This is a genomic window from Cyanobium sp. Copco_Reservoir_LC18 (genome assembly GCF_009834675.1).
Classification (GTDB): domain Bacteria; phylum Cyanobacteriota; class Cyanobacteriia; order PCC-6307; family Cyanobiaceae; genus Cyanobium; species Cyanobium minutissimum.
In genome coordinates, this window is sequence record NZ_ASAC01000026.1 from 112,501 (window position 1) to 132,022 (window position 19,522).

General features: G+C 67.6%; 18 protein-coding genes, 3 tRNA genes, 2 rRNA genes and 1 pseudogene (1 of these 24 cut by a window edge). 9 read left to right on the top strand and 15 right to left on the bottom strand.

Features of this window, described 5'->3' with window-relative positions; translation table 11 throughout:
• The 6 genes from L107_RS14880 to petB all read right to left on the bottom strand — a co-directional run.
• Positions 1–1,948: ribosomal RNA gene (locus L107_RS14880) — 23S ribosomal RNA — on the bottom strand (it extends 928 nt beyond the left edge of the window).
• A 517-nt stretch (positions 1,949–2,465) separates the two neighbouring features.
• Positions 2,466–2,538: transfer RNA gene (locus L107_RS14885), tRNA-Ala, on the bottom strand.
• Positions 2,539–2,547: 9 nt separating this feature from the next.
• Positions 2,548–2,621, bottom strand: a tRNA-Ile gene (locus L107_RS14890).
• Positions 2,622–2,941: 320 nt separating this feature from the next.
• Positions 2,942–4,426: ribosomal RNA gene (locus L107_RS14895) — 16S ribosomal RNA — on the bottom strand.
• The 16S and 23S rRNA genes sit together here with 2 tRNA genes alongside, the layout of an rRNA operon.
• Before the next feature lie 1,148 nt (positions 4,427–5,574).
• Positions 5,575–6,057 carry a cytochrome b6-f complex subunit IV gene (gene petD, locus L107_RS14900; protein WP_015109204.1) on the bottom strand — a complete coding sequence of 161 codons (483 nt, stop codon included), beginning with the start codon at positions 6,055–6,057 and terminating at the stop codon, positions 5,575–5,577.
• A gap of 57 nt (positions 6,058–6,114) precedes the next feature.
• The gene (gene petB, locus L107_RS14905) at positions 6,115–6,789 is read right to left on the bottom strand and encodes a cytochrome b6 (protein ID WP_015109205.1); all 675 of its coding nucleotides are present in this window, start codon (positions 6,787–6,789) and stop codon (positions 6,115–6,117) included.
• Positions 6,790–6,899: 110 nt separating this feature from the next.
• On the opposite strand from petB, the gene ctpZ reads away from it, so the two are divergent.
• Genes ctpZ through minC form a run of 3 tightly spaced genes read left to right on the top strand, consistent with a single transcriptional unit; the run spans position 6,900 to position 10,106 of the window.
• The gene (gene ctpZ, locus L107_RS14910; protein WP_370515511.1) at positions 6,900–8,138 is read left to right on the top strand and encodes a carboxyl-terminal processing protease CtpZ; all 1,239 of its coding nucleotides are present in this window, start codon (positions 6,900–6,902) and stop codon (positions 8,136–8,138) included.
• Entirely contained in the window at positions 8,135–9,409 is a 1,275-nt protein-coding gene (locus L107_RS14915; RefSeq protein WP_159820116.1) for an HD domain-containing protein, read from the top strand. The genes ctpZ and L107_RS14915 overlap by 4 nt, the downstream gene beginning before the upstream one ends.
• A 25-nt stretch (positions 9,410–9,434) precedes the next feature.
• Positions 9,435–10,106 carry a septum site-determining protein MinC gene (gene minC, locus L107_RS14920; protein ID WP_159820118.1) on the top strand — a complete coding sequence of 224 codons (672 nt, stop codon included), beginning with the start codon at positions 9,435–9,437 and terminating at the stop codon, positions 10,104–10,106.
• Here the strand turns inward: minC and L107_RS14925 are convergent.
• From L107_RS14925 to L107_RS14935, 3 genes are read right to left on the bottom strand one after another with little or no spacing between them, the layout of a single operon-like run.
• Positions 10,096–10,710, bottom strand: coding sequence for a chromate transporter (locus L107_RS14925; RefSeq protein WP_159820120.1), 615 nt, complete (start codon positions 10,708–10,710; stop codon positions 10,096–10,098). The genes minC and L107_RS14925 overlap by 11 nt on opposite strands.
• The gene (locus L107_RS14930) at positions 10,710–11,306 is read right to left on the bottom strand and encodes a chromate transporter (protein ID WP_159820122.1); all 597 of its coding nucleotides are present in this window, start codon (positions 11,304–11,306) and stop codon (positions 10,710–10,712) included. The genes L107_RS14925 and L107_RS14930 overlap by 1 nt, the downstream gene beginning before the upstream one ends.
• On the bottom strand, positions 11,299–12,297 hold the full coding sequence (locus tag L107_RS14935) for a phosphatidylserine/phosphatidylglycerophosphate/cardiolipin synthase family protein (protein WP_159820124.1): 999 nt from the start codon (positions 12,295–12,297) through the stop codon (positions 11,299–11,301). The genes L107_RS14930 and L107_RS14935 overlap by 8 nt, the downstream gene beginning before the upstream one ends.
• A gap of 90 nt (positions 12,298–12,387) precedes the next feature.
• Here L107_RS14935 and minD point away from each other — a divergent pair, with 90 nt between their 5' ends.
• The 5 genes and pseudogenes from minD (at position 12,388) to L107_RS14960 (ending at position 14,414) form a co-directional block, all read left to right on the top strand.
• Complete coding sequence (minD, locus tag L107_RS14940) at positions 12,388–13,221, top strand: septum site-determining protein MinD (RefSeq protein WP_201295922.1); 834 nt, start codon at positions 12,388–12,390, stop codon at positions 13,219–13,221.
• Positions 13,222–13,226: 5 nt separating this feature from the next.
• Positions 13,227–13,481, top strand: a pseudogene (gene minE, locus L107_RS17060) (cell division topological specificity factor MinE); the annotation flags it as partial.
• Positions 13,482–13,698: 217 nt separating this feature from the next.
• A complete protein-coding gene (locus tag L107_RS14950; protein WP_159820129.1) occupies positions 13,699–13,902 on the top strand; it encodes a response regulator transcription factor in 204 nt (67 codons plus the stop codon).
• 25 nt (positions 13,903–13,927) lie between these two features.
• Positions 13,928–13,999, top strand: a tRNA-Thr gene (locus L107_RS14955).
• A 61-nt stretch (positions 14,000–14,060) separates the two neighbouring features.
• Positions 14,061–14,414 (top strand): hypothetical protein, encoded by a 354-nt coding sequence (locus L107_RS14960; protein WP_159820131.1) that lies wholly within the window; start codon positions 14,061–14,063, stop codon positions 14,412–14,414.
• Between the two features lie 6 nt (positions 14,415–14,420).
• Here the strand turns inward: L107_RS14960 and L107_RS14965 are convergent, their stop codons facing one another.
• From L107_RS14965 to L107_RS14990, 6 genes are all read right to left on the bottom strand, one after another.
• Positions 14,421–15,074 carry a TMEM165/GDT1 family protein gene (locus L107_RS14965; RefSeq protein WP_159820133.1) on the bottom strand — a complete coding sequence of 218 codons (654 nt, stop codon included), beginning with the start codon at positions 15,072–15,074 and terminating at the stop codon, positions 14,421–14,423.
• Positions 15,075–15,213: 139 nt separating this feature from the next.
• Positions 15,214–15,366, bottom strand: a complete 153-nt coding sequence (locus tag L107_RS14970) for a hypothetical protein (protein ID WP_159820135.1) — start codon at positions 15,364–15,366, stop codon at positions 15,214–15,216.
• A complete protein-coding gene (locus L107_RS14975) occupies positions 15,366–15,959 on the bottom strand; it encodes an L-threonylcarbamoyladenylate synthase (protein WP_159820137.1) in 594 nt (197 codons plus the stop codon). The genes L107_RS14970 and L107_RS14975 overlap by 1 nt, the downstream gene beginning before the upstream one ends.
• Positions 15,956–16,903: a peptide chain release factor N(5)-glutamine methyltransferase gene (gene prmC / locus L107_RS14980; RefSeq protein ID WP_159820139.1), complete on the bottom strand. Its 948-nt coding sequence runs from the start codon at positions 16,901–16,903 to the stop codon at positions 15,956–15,958. The genes L107_RS14975 and prmC overlap by 4 nt, the downstream gene beginning before the upstream one ends.
• A gap of 28 nt (positions 16,904–16,931) precedes the next feature.
• The gene (locus L107_RS14985; protein WP_236550721.1) at positions 16,932–18,077 is read right to left on the bottom strand and encodes a DNA-processing protein DprA; all 1,146 of its coding nucleotides are present in this window, start codon (positions 18,075–18,077) and stop codon (positions 16,932–16,934) included.
• Between the two features lie 57 nt (positions 18,078–18,134).
• Positions 18,135–18,599 carry an acyl-CoA thioesterase gene (locus tag L107_RS14990; protein ID WP_159820516.1) on the bottom strand — a complete coding sequence of 155 codons (465 nt, stop codon included), beginning with the start codon at positions 18,597–18,599 and terminating at the stop codon, positions 18,135–18,137.
• Between the two features lie 71 nt (positions 18,600–18,670).
• Between L107_RS14990 and L107_RS14995 the strand changes: the two genes are divergently transcribed.
• Complete coding sequence (locus tag L107_RS14995; RefSeq protein WP_159820518.1) at positions 18,671–19,522, top strand: universal stress protein; 852 nt, start codon at positions 18,671–18,673, stop codon at positions 19,520–19,522.

Below are 19,522 nucleotides of genomic sequence, written 5' to 3' on the forward strand. Positions count from 1 at the left end.
TTTCGTGCGGGTCGGAACTTACCCGACAAGGAATTTCGCTACCTTAGGACCGTTATAGTTACGGCCGCCGTTCACCGGGGCTTCAGTCGCCAGCTTCGCTTACGCTGACCAGCTTCCTTAACCTTCCGGCACTGGGCAGGCGTCAGCCCCCATACATCGTCTTGCGACTTAGCGGAGACCTGTGTTTTTGGTAAACAGTCGCCTGGGCCTCTTCACTGCGACCACCTTGCGGTGGCACCCCTTCTCCCGAAGTTACGGGGCCATTTTGCCGAGTTCCTTAGAGAGAGTTACCTCGCGCCCCTCGGTATTCTCTACCACCCCACCTGTGTCGGTTTCGGGTACAGGCCGTCATGCCTTAACGGGTATAGGGCTTTTCTTGGAAGCTTGACATCACCCACTTCGCTGCCGTAGCAGCTCGTACTCACGCCTCAGCTCAAAGTGTTTTCGCCACTTCTCAACGCCTCGAACGCTTGAACCAGTAACCAACATCTGGCTGGGCTAGCCTTCTCCGTCCCCCTTCCCAAAACATGACAGGTACAGGAATGTTGACCTGTTGTCCATCGACTACGCCTTTCGGCCTCGCCTTAGGTCCTGACTAACCCTCCGCGGACGAGCCTGCCGGAGGAACCCTTAGGGTTTCGGGGCATGGGATTCTCACCCATGTTTTCGCTACTCAAGCCGACATTCTCACTTCCATGCAGTCCACGCCCGCTTACGCTAACGCTTCGCCCCACATGGAACGCTCCCCTACCATTTAACAAGTTAAATCCGCAGCTTCGGTACAACGCTTAGCCCCGTTCATTTTCGGCGCAGGATCGCTCGACCAGTGAGCTATTACGCACTCCTTTGAGGATGGCTGCTTCTAGGCAAACCTCCTGGTTGTCTGGGCAATCCCACCTCCTTTATCACTGAGCGTTGATTTGGGGACCTTAGCTGGCGGTCTGGGCTGTTTCCCTTTCGACCATGGAGCTTATCCCCCACAGTCTGACTGCCTAGTTTCACACAGGGTATTCAGAGTTCGTCTCGATTTGGTACCGCTCTCGCAGCCCGCACCGAAACGGTGGCTTTACCCCCCTGCTATAGCACTAGACGCTACGCCTCAACGTATTTCGGGGAGAACCAGCTAGCTCCGGGTTCGATTGGCATTTCACCCCTAACCACAGCTCATCCGCTGATTTTTCAACATCAGTCGGTTCGGACCTCCACTTGGTATCACCCAAGCTTCATCCTGGCCATGGTTAGATCACCCGGGTTCGGGTCTATAAACACTGACTAACGCCCTATTCAGACTCGCTTTCGCTATGGCTCCACCATTTCCGGTTTAACCTGCCAGTGCCTATAAGTCGCCGGCTCATTCTTCAACAGGCACACGGTCATCCTATGAGTAGGACTCCCATTGCTTGTAAGCTCACGGTTTCATGTTCTATTTCACTCCCCTCCCGGGGTTCTTTTCACCTTTCCCTCGCGGTACTGTTTCGCTATCGGTCACACAGGAGTACTTAGCCTTACGAGGTGGTCCTCGCGGATTCACACGGAATTTCACGTGCTCCGTGCTACTCGGGATACAGCTAGGCCAGTTTCGCTTTCGCGTACGGGGCTTTCACCCTCTATGGCGCGCCTTTCAAACGCTTCCACTAACGTCCCTGGTCCACGTTGCTGTCCCACAACCCCGATGGTCGAAACCATCGGTTTAGGCTCTTCCCCGTTCGCTCGCCGCTACTTAGGGAGTCGTTTTTACTTTCCTTTCCTCCAGCTACTAAGATGTTTCAGTTCGCTGGGTTGGCTCGTGCCACCCTATGGATTCAGGTGGCCGTTCTAGGGGTTGCCCCATTCGGAGATTCCCGGATCAAAGCGTGTTTCCAGCTCCCCGAGACTTTTCGCAGGTAACCACGTCCTTCATCGCCTCTGTGTGCCAAGGTATCCACCGTGAGCCCTTTGTAGCTTGACCAATTAACACTCCCAACGTTCAGGGTTGTTGAGACCCATTCTCCTGCTTTCACCTACTTTCGCTTTTCATGAAACCAGCCACCGCTGCGGTTCCCCGTCGCGGTCTTTGGTCCCCTTCAAGACCCAGCGGTTTGAAAGGCAGGATCTGACTCTTCCCTCCTCGGCGGAGCGAAAAGACGCTGGAAGCTCTCGGCTCTAAACTCAAGAATCTCCCAGTCAGCCGCAGCCTTCACCCGGGGTCACCGGGATTCATCCACGTCCGTCTGGGCATCCATGAGATGCTTTCTTTTCCAGACTCACCTATGCAGTTGTCAAGGTTCTTTGCTGGCTGCACTGATTCACCAGTTCACAGGCACATGATCACATGAACCTACAAATCGGTGATCAGCGAGTCCAGCTTCCTTTCAACCATCTTGGAATGAAAGGAGGCTGGAGTCCTCAGCTGAACATGTCCGGTCACTTCACCCATCAGAAGTCCTCCTGATGCAGCTTCATGTTGTGGTCTTAACCTAGCTGGATGGAGGTTAGCGGACTCGAACCGCTGACATCCTGCTTGCAAAGCAGGCGCTCTACCAACTGAGCTAAACCCCCAAACACGAATGGGCCATCCTGGACTTGAACCAGGGACCTCACCCTTATCAGGGGTGCGCTCTAACCACCTGAGCTAATGGCCCAGGAACAATCACTCTGACAGTGGTTCCTCCAATCACCCATGGCTCCTCCCCCTGCAGGGATCAGAAACGCTGGATGTCTGGCAAAACCCTTGGTGGGGTGACCTAGACAAAGTTTAGGAACTGAAAACGAGTCCATCACAAATTCCTTGGCTTTCCCCAGCCTGCCCTTTCGAGCTTTCCGGAGTCTGCCTTGGCTTTGATGGCTCACCTTGAGGTACCGATCGACCTTCGAGATGACAGGACCGTGGCCTGAGACAAAGGTGCTTCCCAAGCTTTCGCTTGTTCGGCGCTCAGACATCACGATCAGTTGTGTCTCCCTGTTAGGAGGTGATCCAGCCGCACCTTCCGGTACGGCTACCTTGTTACGACTTCACCCCAGTCATCAGCCCCACCTTCGGCGTCCTCCTCCACAAGGGTTGGAGTAACGACTTCGGGCATGGCCAACTTCCATGGTGTGACGGGCGGTGTGTACAAGGCCCGGGAACGTATTCACCGCAGTATGCTGACCTGCGATTACTAGCGATTCCTCCTTCACGTAGGCGAGTTGCAGCCTACGATCTGAACTGAGCCACGGTTTATGGGATTAGCTAACTCTCGCGAGCTTGCAACCCTTTGTCCGTAGCATTGTAGTACGTGTGTAGCCCAGGATGTAAGGGGCATGATGACTTGACGTCATCCACACCTTCCTCCGGTTTATCACCGGCGGTCTCTCTAGAGTGCCCAACTGAATGCTGGCAACTAAAGACGTGGGTTGCGCTCGTTGCGGGACTTAACCCAACATCTCACGACACGAGCTGACGACAGCCATGCACCACCTGTCTCTGCGCTCCCGAAGGCACTCCCTCGTTTCCAAGGGATTCGCAGGATGTCAAACCCTGGTAAGGTTCTTCGCGTTGCATCGAATTAAACCACATACTCCACCGCTTGTGCGGGCCCCCGTCAATTCCTTTGAGTTTCACACTTGCGTGCGTACTCCCCAGGCGGAACACTTAACGCGTTAGCTACGACACCGAGGGGGTCGATTCCCCCGACACCTAGTGTTCATCGTTTACGGCCAGGACTACAGGGGTATCTAATCCCTTTCGCTCCCCTGGCTTTCGTCCATGAGCGTCAGTTATGGCCCAGCAGAGCGCCTTCGCCACTGGTGTTCTTCCCGATATCTACGCATTTCACCGCTACACCGGGAATTCCCTCTGCCCCTACCACACTCAAGCCTTGTAGTTTCCATCGCTGAAATGGAGTTAAGCTCCACGCTTTAACGACAGACTTACAAGGCCGCCTGCGGACGCTTTACGCCCAATAATTCCGGATAACGCTTGCCACTCCCGTATTACCGCGGCTGCTGGCACGGAATTAGCCGTGGCTTATTCCTCAAGTACCGTCATGTCTTCTTCCTTGAGAAAAGAGGTTTACAGCCCAGAGGCCTTCATCCCTCACGCGGCGTTGCTCCGTCAGGCTTTCGCCCATTGCGGAAAATTCCCCACTGCTGCCTCCCGTAGGAGTCTGGGCCGTGTCTCAGTCCCAGTGTGGCTGATCATCCTCTCAGACCAGCTACTGATCGTCGCCTTGGTGGGCCATTACCCCACCAACTAGCTAATCAGACGCGGGCTCATCCTCAGGCGAAATTCATTTCACCTCTCGGCATATGGGGTATTAGCGGCCGTTTCCGGCCGTTATCCCCCTCCTGAGGGCAGATTCCCACGCGTTACTCACCCGTCCGCCACTAGCCCGAAGGCTCGTTCGACTTGCATGTGTTAAGCACGCCGCCAGCGTTCATCCTGAGCCAGGATCAAACTCTCCGTTGTAGATCCAACCCTCTTGGGCAGCTCTCGCTTCCCTCAGCTGAATTTGCCTCATACTGTCCCTGCAGACTGGCGTCTACAGCAACCTCAGGGCCACCATCGCTTGCGCGCTGGGTTCAAAGAGTGCACCTCTCGCTTTCCGGCTCGCTCTCCTTGCGGAGACCATCGCTTCCCTTGCGGGCAGCGCACCGGGCCACGACACGTGACTTTCCCGAATCTCAGATCCGGTTCGCAACCGGTCTCACCATCAAAGGGCCTTCCATCGCCACAGGGATCACTCCCGGGGAACGGCGCCACTCCGAACCTCGACGCGTCGTGAGAACGCACCTCAGCTCCTTGATCGCTTTGACCCGTCGCTTGTTTCTTTTGACGGGACCTCACACCTCCACCGCTCTTCGTCCATTGCTCCCCTTCTCAGGGGATCCCGCTCCAACCCTCCCTTCCGGGACGGCCTCCCTCCGCGGTAGCGAAGGACACAGGCGCTTCCGGAGCAACCACCTACGCTCTCGCGCAACTGATCCACTCCTTCCGCAGCAACCGACGCAGTGGAAGCGTCAGTTCCTAAACTTTTTTGGTTGTCCAGGTTCGACCGTTCCACCCCTTCCGGGGCTCTCGCGGCGCGTCGCCTCCCGGCGACTCAGAAAACTTACAACACCGTCGGCTCGCGCCTCTCGATCCCGTAAGCCTGCTCCCCGCTCGAGCTCTCGCTCTCTGGGGCGCAGTCCAAAATCATAGCACCAAGGGGGAGACCCCCCTCGGGGTGCGGCCGAGGGAACGGTTCCTTGCCTCCCCTCTCCGAGACCAGCACCGGGTCGCCAGAGCCTCCGCAGAGGCAAGGGGGTGCCAGCAGAGCCGTGCCCAGGCGGCACCCCCTATCCGGGTTGGGCTGGAGTTCCTGGCAGCTGGGCAAGGCCGTGCTGCCCCGCCAGGGTGCCAGGCGAGCGCGGCTGCGATGGGGAACCCTTCCAGGCCCGGCAGCACGGCAGAGATGGCCCATGGGTCCCTGCGGGCGACCCCGCCCCGGACAGATCGAGGCCCATGGGGAACGGGGGGCCCACCCGCACCCGTACAGACGGGCCCATGGACACAAAAAAAGCCGCGATGACTCGCGGCTTGAAGCAATGGGTTGGGAGGTCCGGCCGACCGTCGACTCAGAACAGACCCAGGGTGAGGGACTTGTCGATCGGGAGACAGGCGCCGATGCCCAGATAGATGGTGAAGACGGTGCCGAACAGGAAGGCACCCATGGCCACCGGGCGGCGGAAGGGGTTCTGGAACTTGTTGAAGCTCTCGATGAACGGGATCAGCATCAGGCCCAGGGGGATCATCGTCTGCAGGGCAATGCCCAGCAGCTTGTTGGGGACGACCCGCAGGATCTGGAACACCGGGTAGAGGTACCACTCGGGCAGGATCTCCAGCGGCGTGGCGAAGGGGTCGGCCCGATCACCCAGCATCGCCGGATCCAGAACGGCCAGGCCGACCAGGCAGGCGATGGTCCCGAGGATCACCACCGGGAAGATGTAGAGCAGGTCGTTGGGCCAGGCCGGCTCACCGTAGTAGTTGTGGCCCATGCCCTTGGCCAGCTTGGCCCGCAGCTTGGGATCGGTGAGGTCAGGCTTCTTGAGGATGTGCATGGTGGGGGCTCGGAGCGCTGGTGACCGGTAGGGGAAGGCTAAGGGGAGGAGAGGGGTTCAGAGCGGGCCGGAGATGCCCTGCTTACGGATCATCAGGAAGTGGATCAGCATGAACACCGCCAGCAGCCAGGGCAGCACGAAGGTGTGGAGGCTGTAGAAGCGGGTCAGGGTGGACTGGCCGACGCTCTCACCACCGCGGAGCAGCTCGACCATGAAGTCGCCGACCACGGGGACCGCGGCCGGGACGCCGCTGACGATCTTGACGGCCCAGTAGCCGACCTGGTCCCAGGGGAGGGAGTAGCCGGTGACGCCGAACGACACAGTGATCACGGCCATGGTGACGCCGGTGACCCAGGTGAGCTCCCGGGGACGCTTGAAGCCGCCGGTGAGGTACACCCGGAAGACGTGCAGGATCAGCATCAGGACCATCATGCTGGCGCTCCAGCGGTGGACCGAGCGGATCAGCCAGCCGAAGCTGACATCGGTCATCAGGTACTGGACCGAGCTGTAGGCCTCCACCACCGTGGGCTTGTAGTAGAAGGTCATTGCGAACCCGGTGGCGAACTGGATCAGAAAGCACACCAGGGTGATGCCGCCCAGGCAATAAAAGATATTGACGTGGGGGGGGACGTACTTGGCGGAGATATCGTCGGCAATGGCCTGGATCTCCAGACGTTCCTCGAACCAGTCATAGATCGGGGACGACTTGGCGCCGGTGGACGAGTTCGCCATGCAGCGTGGGGCTTGGGTTGCGAGAGTCTACCGATCGTTCTGACCCCCCCGTGAGAGACCCGGCCCGCCGCTCCCTGCCGGCTCAATGGTTTGCAACAGGGCTGCGCCGCCTGCTGGCGCCCCTCCGGCTGCTGGTGGGGACAGGACTCTGCCTGCTGCTGTGCCTGCAGCTCGGCCTGCCAGCGGCGGCGCTGGCCCTCAACGATGCCCAGCAGCTGGTGGTGGAGGCCTGGCGACTCGTGAACCAGAGCTACGTCGATCCGGCGCAGCTGGAGGCGGTGCAGTGGCGGCGCCTGCGCCAGAAGACCCTGGAGCAGCCGATCAGCAGCTCGCTCGAGGCCTACGCGGCGATCGAGGCGATGCTGGCCCCCATCGACGACCCCTACACCCGGATGCTGCGCCCGGAGGAGTTCACCACCCTGCGCTCCAGCACCCAGGGGCGGGTGACCGGCGTGGGACTGCAGCTGGGCCGGCGGGCGGGGGACCAGCGGATCGTGGTGATCGCCCCCCTCGACGCCTCCCCCGCCGCCGACGCCGGCATCGTCACCGGCACCGAGATCCTGCGGGTGGACGGCACGCCGGCCGAGGAGCTGGGGCTGGAGGGCACCGCCGCCCGCCTGCGGGGACCCGCCGGCAGCGACGTGCTCGTGGGCCTGCGCGCCCCCTCGGGACAGGAGACGGAGGTGCTGCTCGATCGCCGCGAGGTGGATCTGCAGCCGGTGCGCAGCCACCGCCTGCTCAGCGACGGACACAGCCTCGGGTACCTGCGGATCACCCAGTTCAGCGAGCCGGTGCCCCAGCAGGTGCGCTGCGCCCTGGCCAGCCTCACCGCCCCCGGCGGCAGCGGACCGATCGAGGGACTGATCCTCGATCTGCGCAACAACTCGGGCGGGCTGGTGGCCGCCGGGCTGGCGGTGGCCGATGGTCTGCTCGACGGGGACCCGATCGTGGAGACCCAGGACCGGGGCGGCATCGCCGACCGGCAGCAGGCGGGTCCTGGACAGCTGTACGGCGGCCCGCTGCTCACCCTGGTGAACGCCGGCACGGCCAGCGCCAGCGAGATCCTGGCCGGGGCCCTGCAGGACAGCGGCCGTTCCCGCCTGGCCGGCAGCCGCACCTTCGGCAAGGGGCTGATCCAGACCCTGATCAACCTGAGCGACGGCAGCGGCCTGGCGGTGACCGTGGCCCGCTACCTCACCCCCAGCGGTCGCGACATCCAGAACCAGGGGATCGAACCGGACGTGCGGCTGAGCCAGCCCGAGCCCCTGGAGCCCGACGGGGACGGGGACAGCTGGCTGCAGGAGGCGGCCCGGCTGCTGGTCGCCGGTCTGGCGGCCCCGGCCCCATGAGCCAGCGCACCTACCACGATCCGCTCCACGGGGCGATCCGCCTGGATCGCCAGGACCCGGCCGAGGCCCTGGCGATCGACCTGATCGACACCGCCCCCTTCCAGCGGCTGCGGCGCATCCGCCAGCTGGGCCCCGCCTTCCTCACCTTCCACGGGGCGGAATCCAGCCGCTTCACCCATTCCATCGGGGTGCTGGCGGTGGCGCGGCTGGCCCTGCAGCAGCTGGAACGGCTTGATCCCTCCCTGTCCCGGCACCGGGACGTGCTCTATGCCGCCGCCCTGCTGCACGACGTCGGCCACGGACCCCTGAGCCACTCCGGCGAGGAGATGTTCGGCCTGCGGCACGAGGCCTGGTCGGGCCGGCTGATCCGCGACCACCCCGCCCTGCGGGACCGGCTCGATGACGGCGCTCCCGGCAGGGCCGCCCTGGTGGCCGACCTGCTGGAACATGGCCGCCACCCCAGCCGGGCCATCAAGGCGCTGGTGAGCAGCCAGCTGGACTGCGACCGGCTCGACTACCTGCTGCGCGACAGCTACAGCACCGGCACCCGCTACGGCCAGCTGGATCTGGAGCGGATCCTCGCCAGCCTCACCCTGGCGCCCGACGGGGATCTGGCCCTCCACCCCCGCGGCCTGATGGCGGTGGAGCACTACCTGGTGGTGCGCCATCTGATGTACCGGAGCGTCTACAACCACCGGCTCAACATCGTCTGCAACTGGCTGCTCAACCGGGTGATCAGCGTGGCCCGCCGTCTCGGCCCGGGCCAGGTCTGGGCGGACGCCACCATGGCCCGCTGGCTCTGGGACCGGGACCAGCTCGATCTGGAGAGCTACCTGGCCAACGACGACATCCGCACGGGCTACCACCTGGTGCGCTGGCGGGAGGAGGGGCCCGAGGAGCTGGCCGACCCCTGCGGGCGGCTGCTGGAGCGGCGCCTGCCCAAGGCCACCGACATCAGCGATTTCTCCCCGGCGGGCCGGATCGAACTGCTGGCGGTGGCCCGGGGGCTGTGCGAACGGGCCGGTCTGGTGGCGGAGGGCTGCTGCGCCCTGGAACAGCGCCAGAGCCGGGGCTATCACCCCTATTCCGGGGGCCTGAGGCTCTGGGACGGCCAGCGGCTGCAGGCCCTCGAGCAGCGCTCGCCCCTGGTGGCCAGCCTCTGCCAGACCGTCGACATGGCCTGGCTGATCCATCCGGCCCGGATCAGCGACGCCCTGCGGGAGACCCTGGCGGTGCGGCGGCAGGACGACGCCGGCCGGCGGGACCTCTAGGTTCGCTGCACCCCAGGGCACCGTCGTGGCAGCCGCACTGATCCAGGCGATCGATGGCCAGCAGCCCCACCTGTTGCGGCTGCCGGCCCAGGAGGGGTCCGCCAGTGCCCTCGAGGAGGTGCGCTATGTCCTCGGCAGTCGCCAGCCGCCGCCGGGCTCCGTGGTGCTGGAGGCGGGCCGCTGGCTGCTGCGGCTGCCGGACCTGCGCCAGCTCCAGGAGCTGCTGGGTGCGCTGCAGCTGGACCTGGTGCGCGTCGCCAGCCGCCGGCCGGAAACCCTGGTGGCCGCCGCGGCCCTCGGCCTCGACACCGATCCGGGACCGGCCCGGCCGGCGCCTTCCGCCGCGGGGGCGCCGGCGTCCGATCTGCTCGTGCATCGCGGCACGCTCCGGGCCGGTGACCATCTCCAGGGGGAGGGTTCGGTGCTGCTGCTGGGGGATGTGAACCCCGGCGCCCGGATCAGCGCCGCCGGCAACGTGCTGGTGTGGGGGCGACTGCGGGGCGTCGCCCATGCCGGCGTGGGCGGCGAACGGGGGTCACGGATCGTGGCCCTGCAGCTGCGGCCCCTGCAGCTGCGCATCGCCGATGTGGTGGCCCGGGGCCCCGAAGGTCTGCCGCCGCTTGGGCTGGCCGAGCAGGCCACGCTGGTGGAGGGGGAGATCCGGATCGATCCGGCGGCGCCGGACTTCAGCGGTTGATCAGGCCGAAGGCCCCGAGCCCGCCGGCCACCGCCATGAACCACAGCGGCGAGATGCGGGTGCGCAGCATCAGCACGCACACCAGCAGCGACACCATTACCCCGGGGGCATTGGTGTCGGCGGTCTGGAGGATCTTGACCCCCACGGCGAACAGGATGCCGAGGGTGATGGGCCCCAGGCCCCGCTCGAAGGCCACCCGCCAGGGGGAGTTCCGCAGCCGGTTCCAGCTGAGGCAGGCCACCACCATCAGCAGGGTGGAGGGCAGCAGGATGGCGATCTCGGCGCCGTAGGCGCTCAGCAGGGCCCAGCCGGGGCCTTCGGGCCAGCCGGCCCCCATGCCCAGCAGCCCCACGATCATCGAACTGGGGCCGGGGGCCGCCTCGGCCAGGGCGTAGAGGTCGGCGAACTGGGAAGGCCGCAGCCAGCAGTACTGAACGACGCTGAGGTGGTGGTACTCGGCCAGCAGGGTGTTGCCGCCCCCCAGGGAGAACAGGGACAGGCCGAGAAAGGTGCCCATCACCTGCAGCAGGTGACCGAGATCGTTGAGCCGCATGGGGGCGCAGCTGGCCGCCTCGGCGGCGGCCGCCAGCAGCAGGGGCGGCATCAGCGCGGCTCTCCGGCCGGGGGCCCGGGCTGGGACCGCCGCGGCCAGTACCAGGCCATCGCCAGGGGGCCGGCCACCAGCACCAGCGGCACCAGGCGCACATGGAAGAACGTCATCAGCACGAAGGTGACGGCCGCCAGCAGCAGGGCCACCGGATCCTTCCAGTACTCATCGAGGATCTTGAAGCCCATCGACAGGGCCATCCCCGCCGCCGCCGCCACCACCCCCGCCAGCACCCGGTCGAGGGCGGGCAGGCTGTGGAACTGGAAATACAGCAGCCCGACCGCCATCAGCAGGGTGAAGGGCACCAGCAGCATCCCGGCCAGGGCCGCCAGGGCCCCGGGCAGACCCCGGAAGAAGGTGCCGACGTAGACGGCCATGTTGATCTGGTTGGGGCCGGGGAAGAGCCGGGCCACGGTGAGCCCGGTGAGGAACTCCTCGTTGCTCATCCAGCGGCGCTGCTCGACGATGATTCGCTGGCTCCAGGCCGAGAGACCACCGCCGAAGGCGGAGAGGGCCACCATCAGCATGCCCGTGAACAGCTGCCCCAGCCCGGGCGGAGCGGCCGTCGGGGCGGGGGCGGGGGGCTCAGTCATGGACGAAATGGGGGTCCGGAGGCAGTTCCCCCTCCTCGTGGTACCTGGGGTCGAGGGGATCGGGGGCGTTGTACTTTTCGGCGTTCTCCCAGTCGGTCTCGAACATCTCACGCAGCCGAGCCACCACCTCGGGGGCATCGCTCTCGATGCCCAGTTCGCGGCGCAGATCGAAGGCACTGCGGTCGATGTTCATCGAGCCGGTCTGGGCGAAGGCCCCATCCACCAGGATCAGCTTGGCGTGCAGCTTGGGCCGCTGCTGCCTGCGCACCTTGACACCGAAGCGCTGCATCACCCGCAGCGAGGAGAAGGTGTCGTAGATGTCCCAGTCGCTGATGCCGTGCTTGCCGCCACACAGCACCCGCACCTTCACGCCCCGCTCCCGGGCGCTGATGATCCGCTCCAGGATCACCGCATCGACGAACTTGGGGTGCTGGATCCAGAGCGTGCGGGTGGCGGCATCGACGATGCGGGCCATCTGTCCGCGGCTGTGGGCGCTGCTCCACACCAGCCCCACCCCCAGGTCGGGCTGGAAGAAGACGCGCTGCCAGTCGGCCTCGAAACCGGCGGTCACCTGGGCCACCACGGCGGGGTTGTAGGTGAGCACCCCGTAGTCGCGGGTCTCGGTGAAGTACTTGTCGGCCAGGTTGAAGGTGGCCACCAGGGCGGTGTGCCGGTCGACCACCATCGATTTCTCGTGGGTCACCGGGAAGGCCTCGCTGGTCCAGGCGGTGTCGATGCCCCAGCCCTGGAGGCGGGCGAAGGCCTCATCGTTCCAGCGGTCGCCGCCGGAGGTGTGGGGGTTGAGCATGACCCGCACCTCCACCCCCCGCTCCCGGGCCCGCCGCAGGGCCTCCTCCACCGCCACGGACTGCAGCTTGAACTGCTTGAGCAGCAGCTGCTCGCTGGCGGTCTCGATCAGCGCGATCACCGCATCCACACCGTCGTCGGGCATCACCAGCAGCCGCTGGGGCCGGTGGGGGACAGAGGTCATCACAGCGAGGAGGGGATGGGCCTTTCTAGCGGCAGTTCAGGGCCTTGGCACAGCCGTTCCGCCGGGTGGGATTAGCCTGCCCCGACGCCCGTGGATGCCGTGACGTCAGCCCCCGCCCGCATCATCCTCATCTGCTCCGGCAAGGGGGGCGTCGGCAAGACGACCCTCACCGCCAACCTGGGGATCGCCCTGGCCCGGCTGGGGGAACGCACCGTGGTGCTCGATGCCGATTTCGGCCTGCGCAACCTCGATCTGCTGCTGGGCCTGGAGAACCGGATCGTCTACACCGCCCAGGAGGTGCTGGCCGAAACCTGCCGGCTGGAGCAGGCCCTGGTGAAACACAAGCAGGAGCCCAATCTGGCCCTGCTGCCCGCCGGCAACCCCCGCATGCTCGAGTGGCTGACCCCCGAGGACATGCAGCGCATCGTCGCCAGGGTGGCGGAGCGGGCCGATTTCGTGCTCATCGACTGCCCGGCCGGGATCGAGGACGGCTTCAAGAACGCGGCCGCCGCAGCCCGTGAGGCGATCGTGATCACCACCCCGGAGGTGTCGGCCGTCCGGGATGCCGACCGGGTGATCGGCCTGCTCAACACCCGCGGCGTGGCGCCGGTGCAGCTGGTGCTCAACCGGGTCCGGCCCAGGATGATGGCTAGCCAGGAAATGCTGGGCGTTGACGATGTCACCGACATCCTGGCCCTGCCCCTGGTGGGCCTGGTGGTGGAGGACGAGCAGGTGATCGTGTCCACCAACCGGGGGGAACCGCTCACCCTCAACGGCAACGGCTCCCCCGCCGCGAAGGCCTACCAGAACATCGCCCGGCGCCTCCGGGGTGAGGACGTTCCCCTGGAGGATCCCTCCAAGGTCCGCAGGGGCCTGCGGGCCCGGCTGATGAACAAGATCCGCAAGACCACCGGTCTCTTCTGAGCACCATGACCCTGTTCGATTTCCTCCAACGGTTGCTGGGGCGCCAGAAGCCCAGTGGGATCCTGGCCAAGGAGCGGCTGCAACTGGTGCTGGCCCACGACCGCAGCGATCTCAATCCCGAGCTGCTTGAGCAGATGCGCCGCGAGATCCTTGAGGTGGTGCAGCGCTACGTGGAGATCGACCTGGAGGAGGGGGACGTGAGCCTGGAGACCGAGGACCGGGTCACCGCCCTGGTGGCCAACCTGCCGATCAAGCGGGCCCGGCCCCTGCCTGCGCTGGTGGCGGCGGCCGCCGCCGTGGGCAAGGCCCAGGCGCCCGCCCCGCCCCAGGACGACGCCAGCGCCGGGGAGCCGACCATCCCCTCGGCCGCCGAGCCGCCGGGGACGCCGTCCTCGGGCGACTTGCCCTCGGACTGACGGGACGCCCCCCGCCCGGCCTGCCAGGGGAACCCTGGAAACAGCAACGCGATGGCACGGCATGACGGACCCCTTTCCTGTGGGCATCACCCCGGCTGAGCAGCGGGTGCTCGACCTGCTGCGCCGGGGCGACAGCAACCGCCACATCGCCGCCCAGCTGGTGCTGAGTCCGCGCACCGTGGAGTGCCACGTCTCCCATCTGCTGGCCAAGACCGGCTGCCGCAGCCGCACCCAGCTCCTGCTCTGGGCCCTGGCCCAGGGATAGGCTGGGCCAGGGCCCGGGGGCCCATGCCGGCTTAGCTCAGTGGTAGAGCAGCGCTTTTGTAAAGCGAAGGCCATCGGTTCAAATCCGTTAGCCGGCTTGCCAGGGGAAGGCTGCAGCCGCCGCCCTTACCATCGGCCCAGCACAGCGCACGGGAGGCCATGGCGTGCCCCACCTGGCTGGTGGCAGGGCTGATCACCCTGCCAGGGGCCCTGGCCCAGGCCCCCCCGGGCCCGCCACCGCCGCTGCCGCCGGTGTCACCGGTGTCACCGGCCCGCTCCGGTGCCGAGATCCTGGGCCGCCCCGGCATCCGCACCCGTTACGGGGATCCCGGCGGACCATCACCCGGAGCCGGGGGCCAGGGGCTGCCGTCCGTCGGTCCACCGGAGCGTCCCCTGACCGTTCCCGTCAACGAAAGGGTGGATTTCACCCCGACGATGGAGGAGGGCCCGTTCCAGCAGCCCACCCTGCGGGGTCTGTTCCGCTGGGACCTGCAGCAACCGGCGTCCCGCTGAGGGGACTCAGCCGATCGCCTGCCGGATCGACAGGAGGCCGAAGGCCAGGAACAGGCCGCCGCTGAGGCGATAGAGGACCTTCTCGCTGATCCGGCCGCCGATCCACTGGCCCGCTCCCACCGCCAGCCAGGTGACCAGGGCGTGGCCCAGCAGCGTGCCGGCCAGCAGACCGGCGAAGCTGAAGGCCGGGGCCGCCGCCAGGAAGATGGTGGCGAACTGGGTGCGATCCCCGAGCTCGGCCAGGAACACGAGCACGAAGGCTTCCCAGATCACGGCGCCCGGCCCCCGGACACTGCCGTCGCTTTCGGCGGCCTCGATGGCCGCCTCGGCCTCGCTGGCCTCCTCCGTCGCGGCATCGGCCGGAAGACGGGAGGCGTCGACCAGGAGCTTCACACCGAATCCCAGGAACAGGACCGCCGCCAGCCACGGAACCACGGCCTGGGGCAGCCACTCCCTGAGGCCGAATCCCATGCCCAGGGACAGCAGGGTGACCAGAGTGAGGGCGGCGAAGGCCCCCAGGAACACCCAGCGGGGGCGATGGCGGGCCGCCAGGATCAGGGCCATGAAGAAGGTCTTGTCGCCCAGCTCGGCCAGGGTGATGGCCGTGAGGCTGGAGCCGAAGGCGGCCAGGCCGGGATCACCGGCGGGGGGAAGGGTCATGGGGCGTCGGGCACGCCTCCATCGGCGCTGGACAGGGGAACGGCCGCGGGCAGGGGCGGTGCCGGGGAGTCGGTTGGGAGGCTAGGTGCCGGCCGGCCCCCGGCGGCCGGCGGGCAGGCGGCGCGTCAGCAGGGGGCCATCAGACGCCGGCGAACAGCCAGAGACTGAGGGCCAGCAGCAGCCACCCCAGCCAAGCCAGCTCGAACACGGGCGTGGCCAGATGGACCAAGGGCACCAGCAGCCAGTGGCAGAGGGACACCCCCAGCACCACCACCAGCAGCAGCGGCAGCATCAGGCCCCTCCCGCTCCGGGCGCCGGCGGTGCTCCGGCGCGGAGCACCGCCCAGGGGTCGTCGCTGCGCTCCTCCCCCCGCCAGGCCAGGACGGTGCTGGCCTGCCCCGACCCCGCAGGCCAGGGCAGGGGCTCCAGCAGGGCCAGCCCGGGGAACTGGCAGGCGGCCTCCGCCGCTGAGGTGGCCGGGGGCTGGCCGGAGAGGTTGGCGCTGGTGGTGGCCAGCGGACCGCTGAGGCGCAGCAGCTCCCGGGCCGGCTCGCAGGCCGGAACGCGCAGGCCCAGGCTGGAGCCACCGGGGTGGAGATGGTCGGTGAGGGCGCCGGTGACCGGCAGCACCAGGGTGACGGCCCCGGGCCAGCTGCAGCGGGCCTGCTCCAGCCAGGCCTCCTGCCAGGGCACCGCGAGGACCGCGATCAGCTGGGGCAGGTCGGCCCCCATCAGGATCAGCGGCTTGTCGGCGGGGCGCTGCTTGAGGCGCCAGATCAGGGACGCCGCCTCCGGCCGGCAGGCCAGGGCCGGCAGGGTGTCGGTGGGGAACAGGACGGCCTCCCCGGCCGCCACACGCCTGGCCAGATCGGCGGGACCGTTCATTGGGCCACGGGCCTCCAGGCGCTGGCGAAACGGGCCCGGCCCTCGAGGTCGGGGTGGACCCCGGGGCGCTCCAGACCGGCGGCCCGCAGCAGCTCGCCGACCGCCTCGCTCTGGTCGTGGTGGTGCTCCAGCAGCAGCAGGCCGCCAGGGGCCAGGGCCTGCAGGGCACCGGCCACGATCGACCGGATGGCCAGAAGCCCATCGGGGCCGCCGTCGAGAGCCAGCCTGGGTTCGTGATCCCGCACGACCGGCTCCAGCCCGGCCAGGGTGGCGCTGGGGATGTAGGGGGGGTTGCTCAGCACCAGCTCCAGCCCGCCCCACCAGGGCTGCAACGGCTGCCACCAGTCGCCCGCCAGCAGCGAGACCTGGCCCTGAAGCTCCCAGCGGCTGAGGTTGGCCCTGGCCTGGGGGAGGGCCTCGGCGCTGACCTCGACGGCGAAGCCGCGGCTGGCAGGAAGGCTGCGGGCCAGGGCGATGGCCAGACAGCCGGAGCCGGTGCCCAGGTCGGCCCAGCGGGTGATGGGGGGGGCCTGTCGTCGCAGCTCCAGGGCCAGATCCACCAGCAGCTCCGTTTCCTGACGGGGGATCAGCACCCCGGGGGCCACCGGCAGTTCCAGGTCGCGCCAGGGGCAACGGCCCACCAGATACTGGAGGGGCTCATGGGTGCGGCGGTGGCGGCGCCAGAGGGCTTCGAGCGCCTGCAGTGGGCGATCGAGCCGGACCGTGGCCTGCGGGTGGCACCAGAGCGACTGCAGCCGGCTCCAGCCCAGCCCGCCGCCCAGATCCAGCAGCCAGTCGAGGTCGGAGGCGGCGCCGCCTCGGGCCAGCAGGCGGCGACGCCAATCCAGCAGCTCCGATCCCGTGACCGTCAGGGCCTCGGACCCGGGCGGCGGGGCGGCGGGGATCGGGGCTGGGATCGTGACGGTGCCGGCCTGGGAAACCATGGGGGGAGCCTAATCAGGGGCGTCAGTCTCAGCAGGGACGCCAGCAGAGGCCAGCCTCGGCCCGCAGCCGCCCGGCCAGCTCCAGCTCCAGCAGCCGGGGCATCAGCTCGGCCATGGGGCGATCGAGCGCCAGGCTCAGCTGCTCGAGGCTGGCGCCGCCACCCACCGCCGCCAGCAGCCCCTCGGCCGCCATCGCGCCGGCGGCCGCCGCATCCCCCGGCGGGCCCGACCCGGGACCAGACCGGGCCAGGGGACCGGGACCCAGCTGGCCGATCAGGTCGGCGGGGAGGAGCAGGGGCGTGGCCCCCCGGGCCAGCAGCCGGTTGCTGCCCAGGGCGGAGGCGCGGCCGGCATCGGCCGGCACCACCCAGAGGGGCAGCTCCAGCTGCCAGGCCAGCTCGGCCGAATGCAGCGCCCCACTGACGGCCGGACACTCCACCACCACCACCGCAGCCGCCATGGCCACCAGCAGGCGGTTGCGGGCGGCGAAGCTGCCGGGGCGCACGGCGGTGCCCTCCGCCAGCTCGCTCACCACCAGGCCCTGACGGGCCACCTGGCTCTGCAGCAGCGCGCGATGGAGGGGATAGGCGCGACCCAGCGGTGTGCCCAGCACCCCGACCGGGGCTCCTCCGGCCTCCAGACACCCCTGATGGGCAGCCCCATCGATCCCCTCCGCCAGACCACTCACAACGGGCCAGCCCGCCTCGGCCAGGGCGGCGCCGATGGCCTGGGCCATCGAGAGGCCATGCAGGGAGGGACGCCGGGTGCCCACCACGGCCACGGCGCGGCGATCGCCCAGGTGCGGCCAGAGGCTGCCCCGCCCCTGCCAGCACAGCTGCAGGGGCGGCCGCTGCAGCCGCCGCAGGCCCGCCGGCCAGCCCCGGTCGCCGGGGACGAGCACGCCGCGGCCGAACCGGCAGCGGGGCGCGAAGCACTCCAGGGGCCTGGGCCCCCACTGGCGGCGGAAGCGCTCCACCGCGGCCACCAGCCCTTCCCCCAGGCCCGGCACCGCCGCCAGCTCGGCGGTGGAGGCCCCCCATGCGGCGGCGAGACCACCGCACGCCGCCTCGAGGGCCCGCAGGCGCTGCCAACCGAGACCCGGGCAGCGGCTCCAGAGCAGCCACCACAGGCGCTGCTGCCGGTCCCAGGTGGGGGTGGCCCTGCGGGGGAACATCCCCTGCACCAGATCTCCCATGGCCGGCGCCAGCTCTTGAACGGCAGTACAAGTGTACTATGGCTGGATGTCGGTGCCTGTCGGGCCTGCCCGCAGGATGGCCAGGGCCTGCTCCAGGTCCGCTGGCAGCCGCCGCTGCAGCCGTCGCCGGGAGCCCCCACCGGCGAGATCCACCAGCACGAGGTCGACGCTGGCCTCGGCCGCCACCCCCCCGTCGGGGCGCAGGAAACGGCTCTGCCAGGGAAGCTTGACCCCCTGCCGCGGCAGCACCCGGCTGTGGATCGCGACCGCGTCACCGTGGAGCAGGGCCTGGCGGTAGTCGATGCGCAGGCCCACCACCGGCAGCTCCAGCCCCCGGGACGACAGGTCGCTGTAGTGGAGGCCGGCCCGGGCCAGCGCCTCGACGCGCGCCTCCTCCAGCCAGGCCAGGTAGGCCCCGTGCCACATCACGCCGGCGTGGTCGGTGTGCTGCGGCAGCACCCGCCGGTTCAGACACCACCAGGCCGCTTCGGAGCGCTGCATCACGGTCTTCACCACAGGGGAGTGCGGAAACAGGATCAGCCATAGGCTGATTCAGAGCCTCTTTGACGACCGTGTTCCGCAACCTGCTGATCGCCGATTCCGGCAAGGGTCATGTGGAGGAGATGGTCCGCATCCTGCGGGACATCCCCCCCTGCCGTCAGGCCCGGATCAACCTGCTGCACGTGATTCCCGAGCAGGGGGGCCTGGATCTGGAGAGCCACCGCCAGCAGGCCGAGGTGCTGATCAGGGAGGCGATCGAGCGGCTCGGTCTCAGCCCCGGCGAAGTCAACACCCTGGTGCGGGAGGGCGACGCCAAGCTGACCGTGCTGAACGTGGCCGATGAGCTGGAGGCCGACCTGATCGTGATGGGGTCGCGGGGCCTGGGCCGGCTGCAGTCGATCCTGGGCAACAGCGCCAGCCAGTACGTCTTCCAGCTCTCCACCCGGCCCATGCTGCTGGTGCGGGACGACCTCTACGTGAAGGCCATCAACCGGGTCCTGGTGGCCATCGACGGCACCGGGGTCGGTGACGACGCCCTGCGGCTGGCCTGCGAGCTGGTGCAGGGCATCCCCGGCGGCAGCCTCACCGGCGTGCACGTGTCCCGCCAGGACATCACCCCCTCCAGGGGCGGGCGCACCCCCGGGGACGACGTGCTGCAGAAGGCGATCCAGCGGGCCCGCAGCTTCGGGGTGGAGATGAAAGGCCTGCATCGCACGGGCGACATCGCCCGGGGGGTCTGCGCCGCCGCCGAGGAGGCGAAGGCGGACCTGGTGGTGATTGCCTCCCAGGACCGCAGGCCGCTGGTGGCCCGGGCCCTGGTGGACCTCGACAAGCTTCTGGGCAGCTCGGTCAGCGACTACATCCGGGTGCACGCTCCGGCTCCGGTGCTGCTGGTGCGGGAGCCGGAAGGGCGGGCGCGCTGA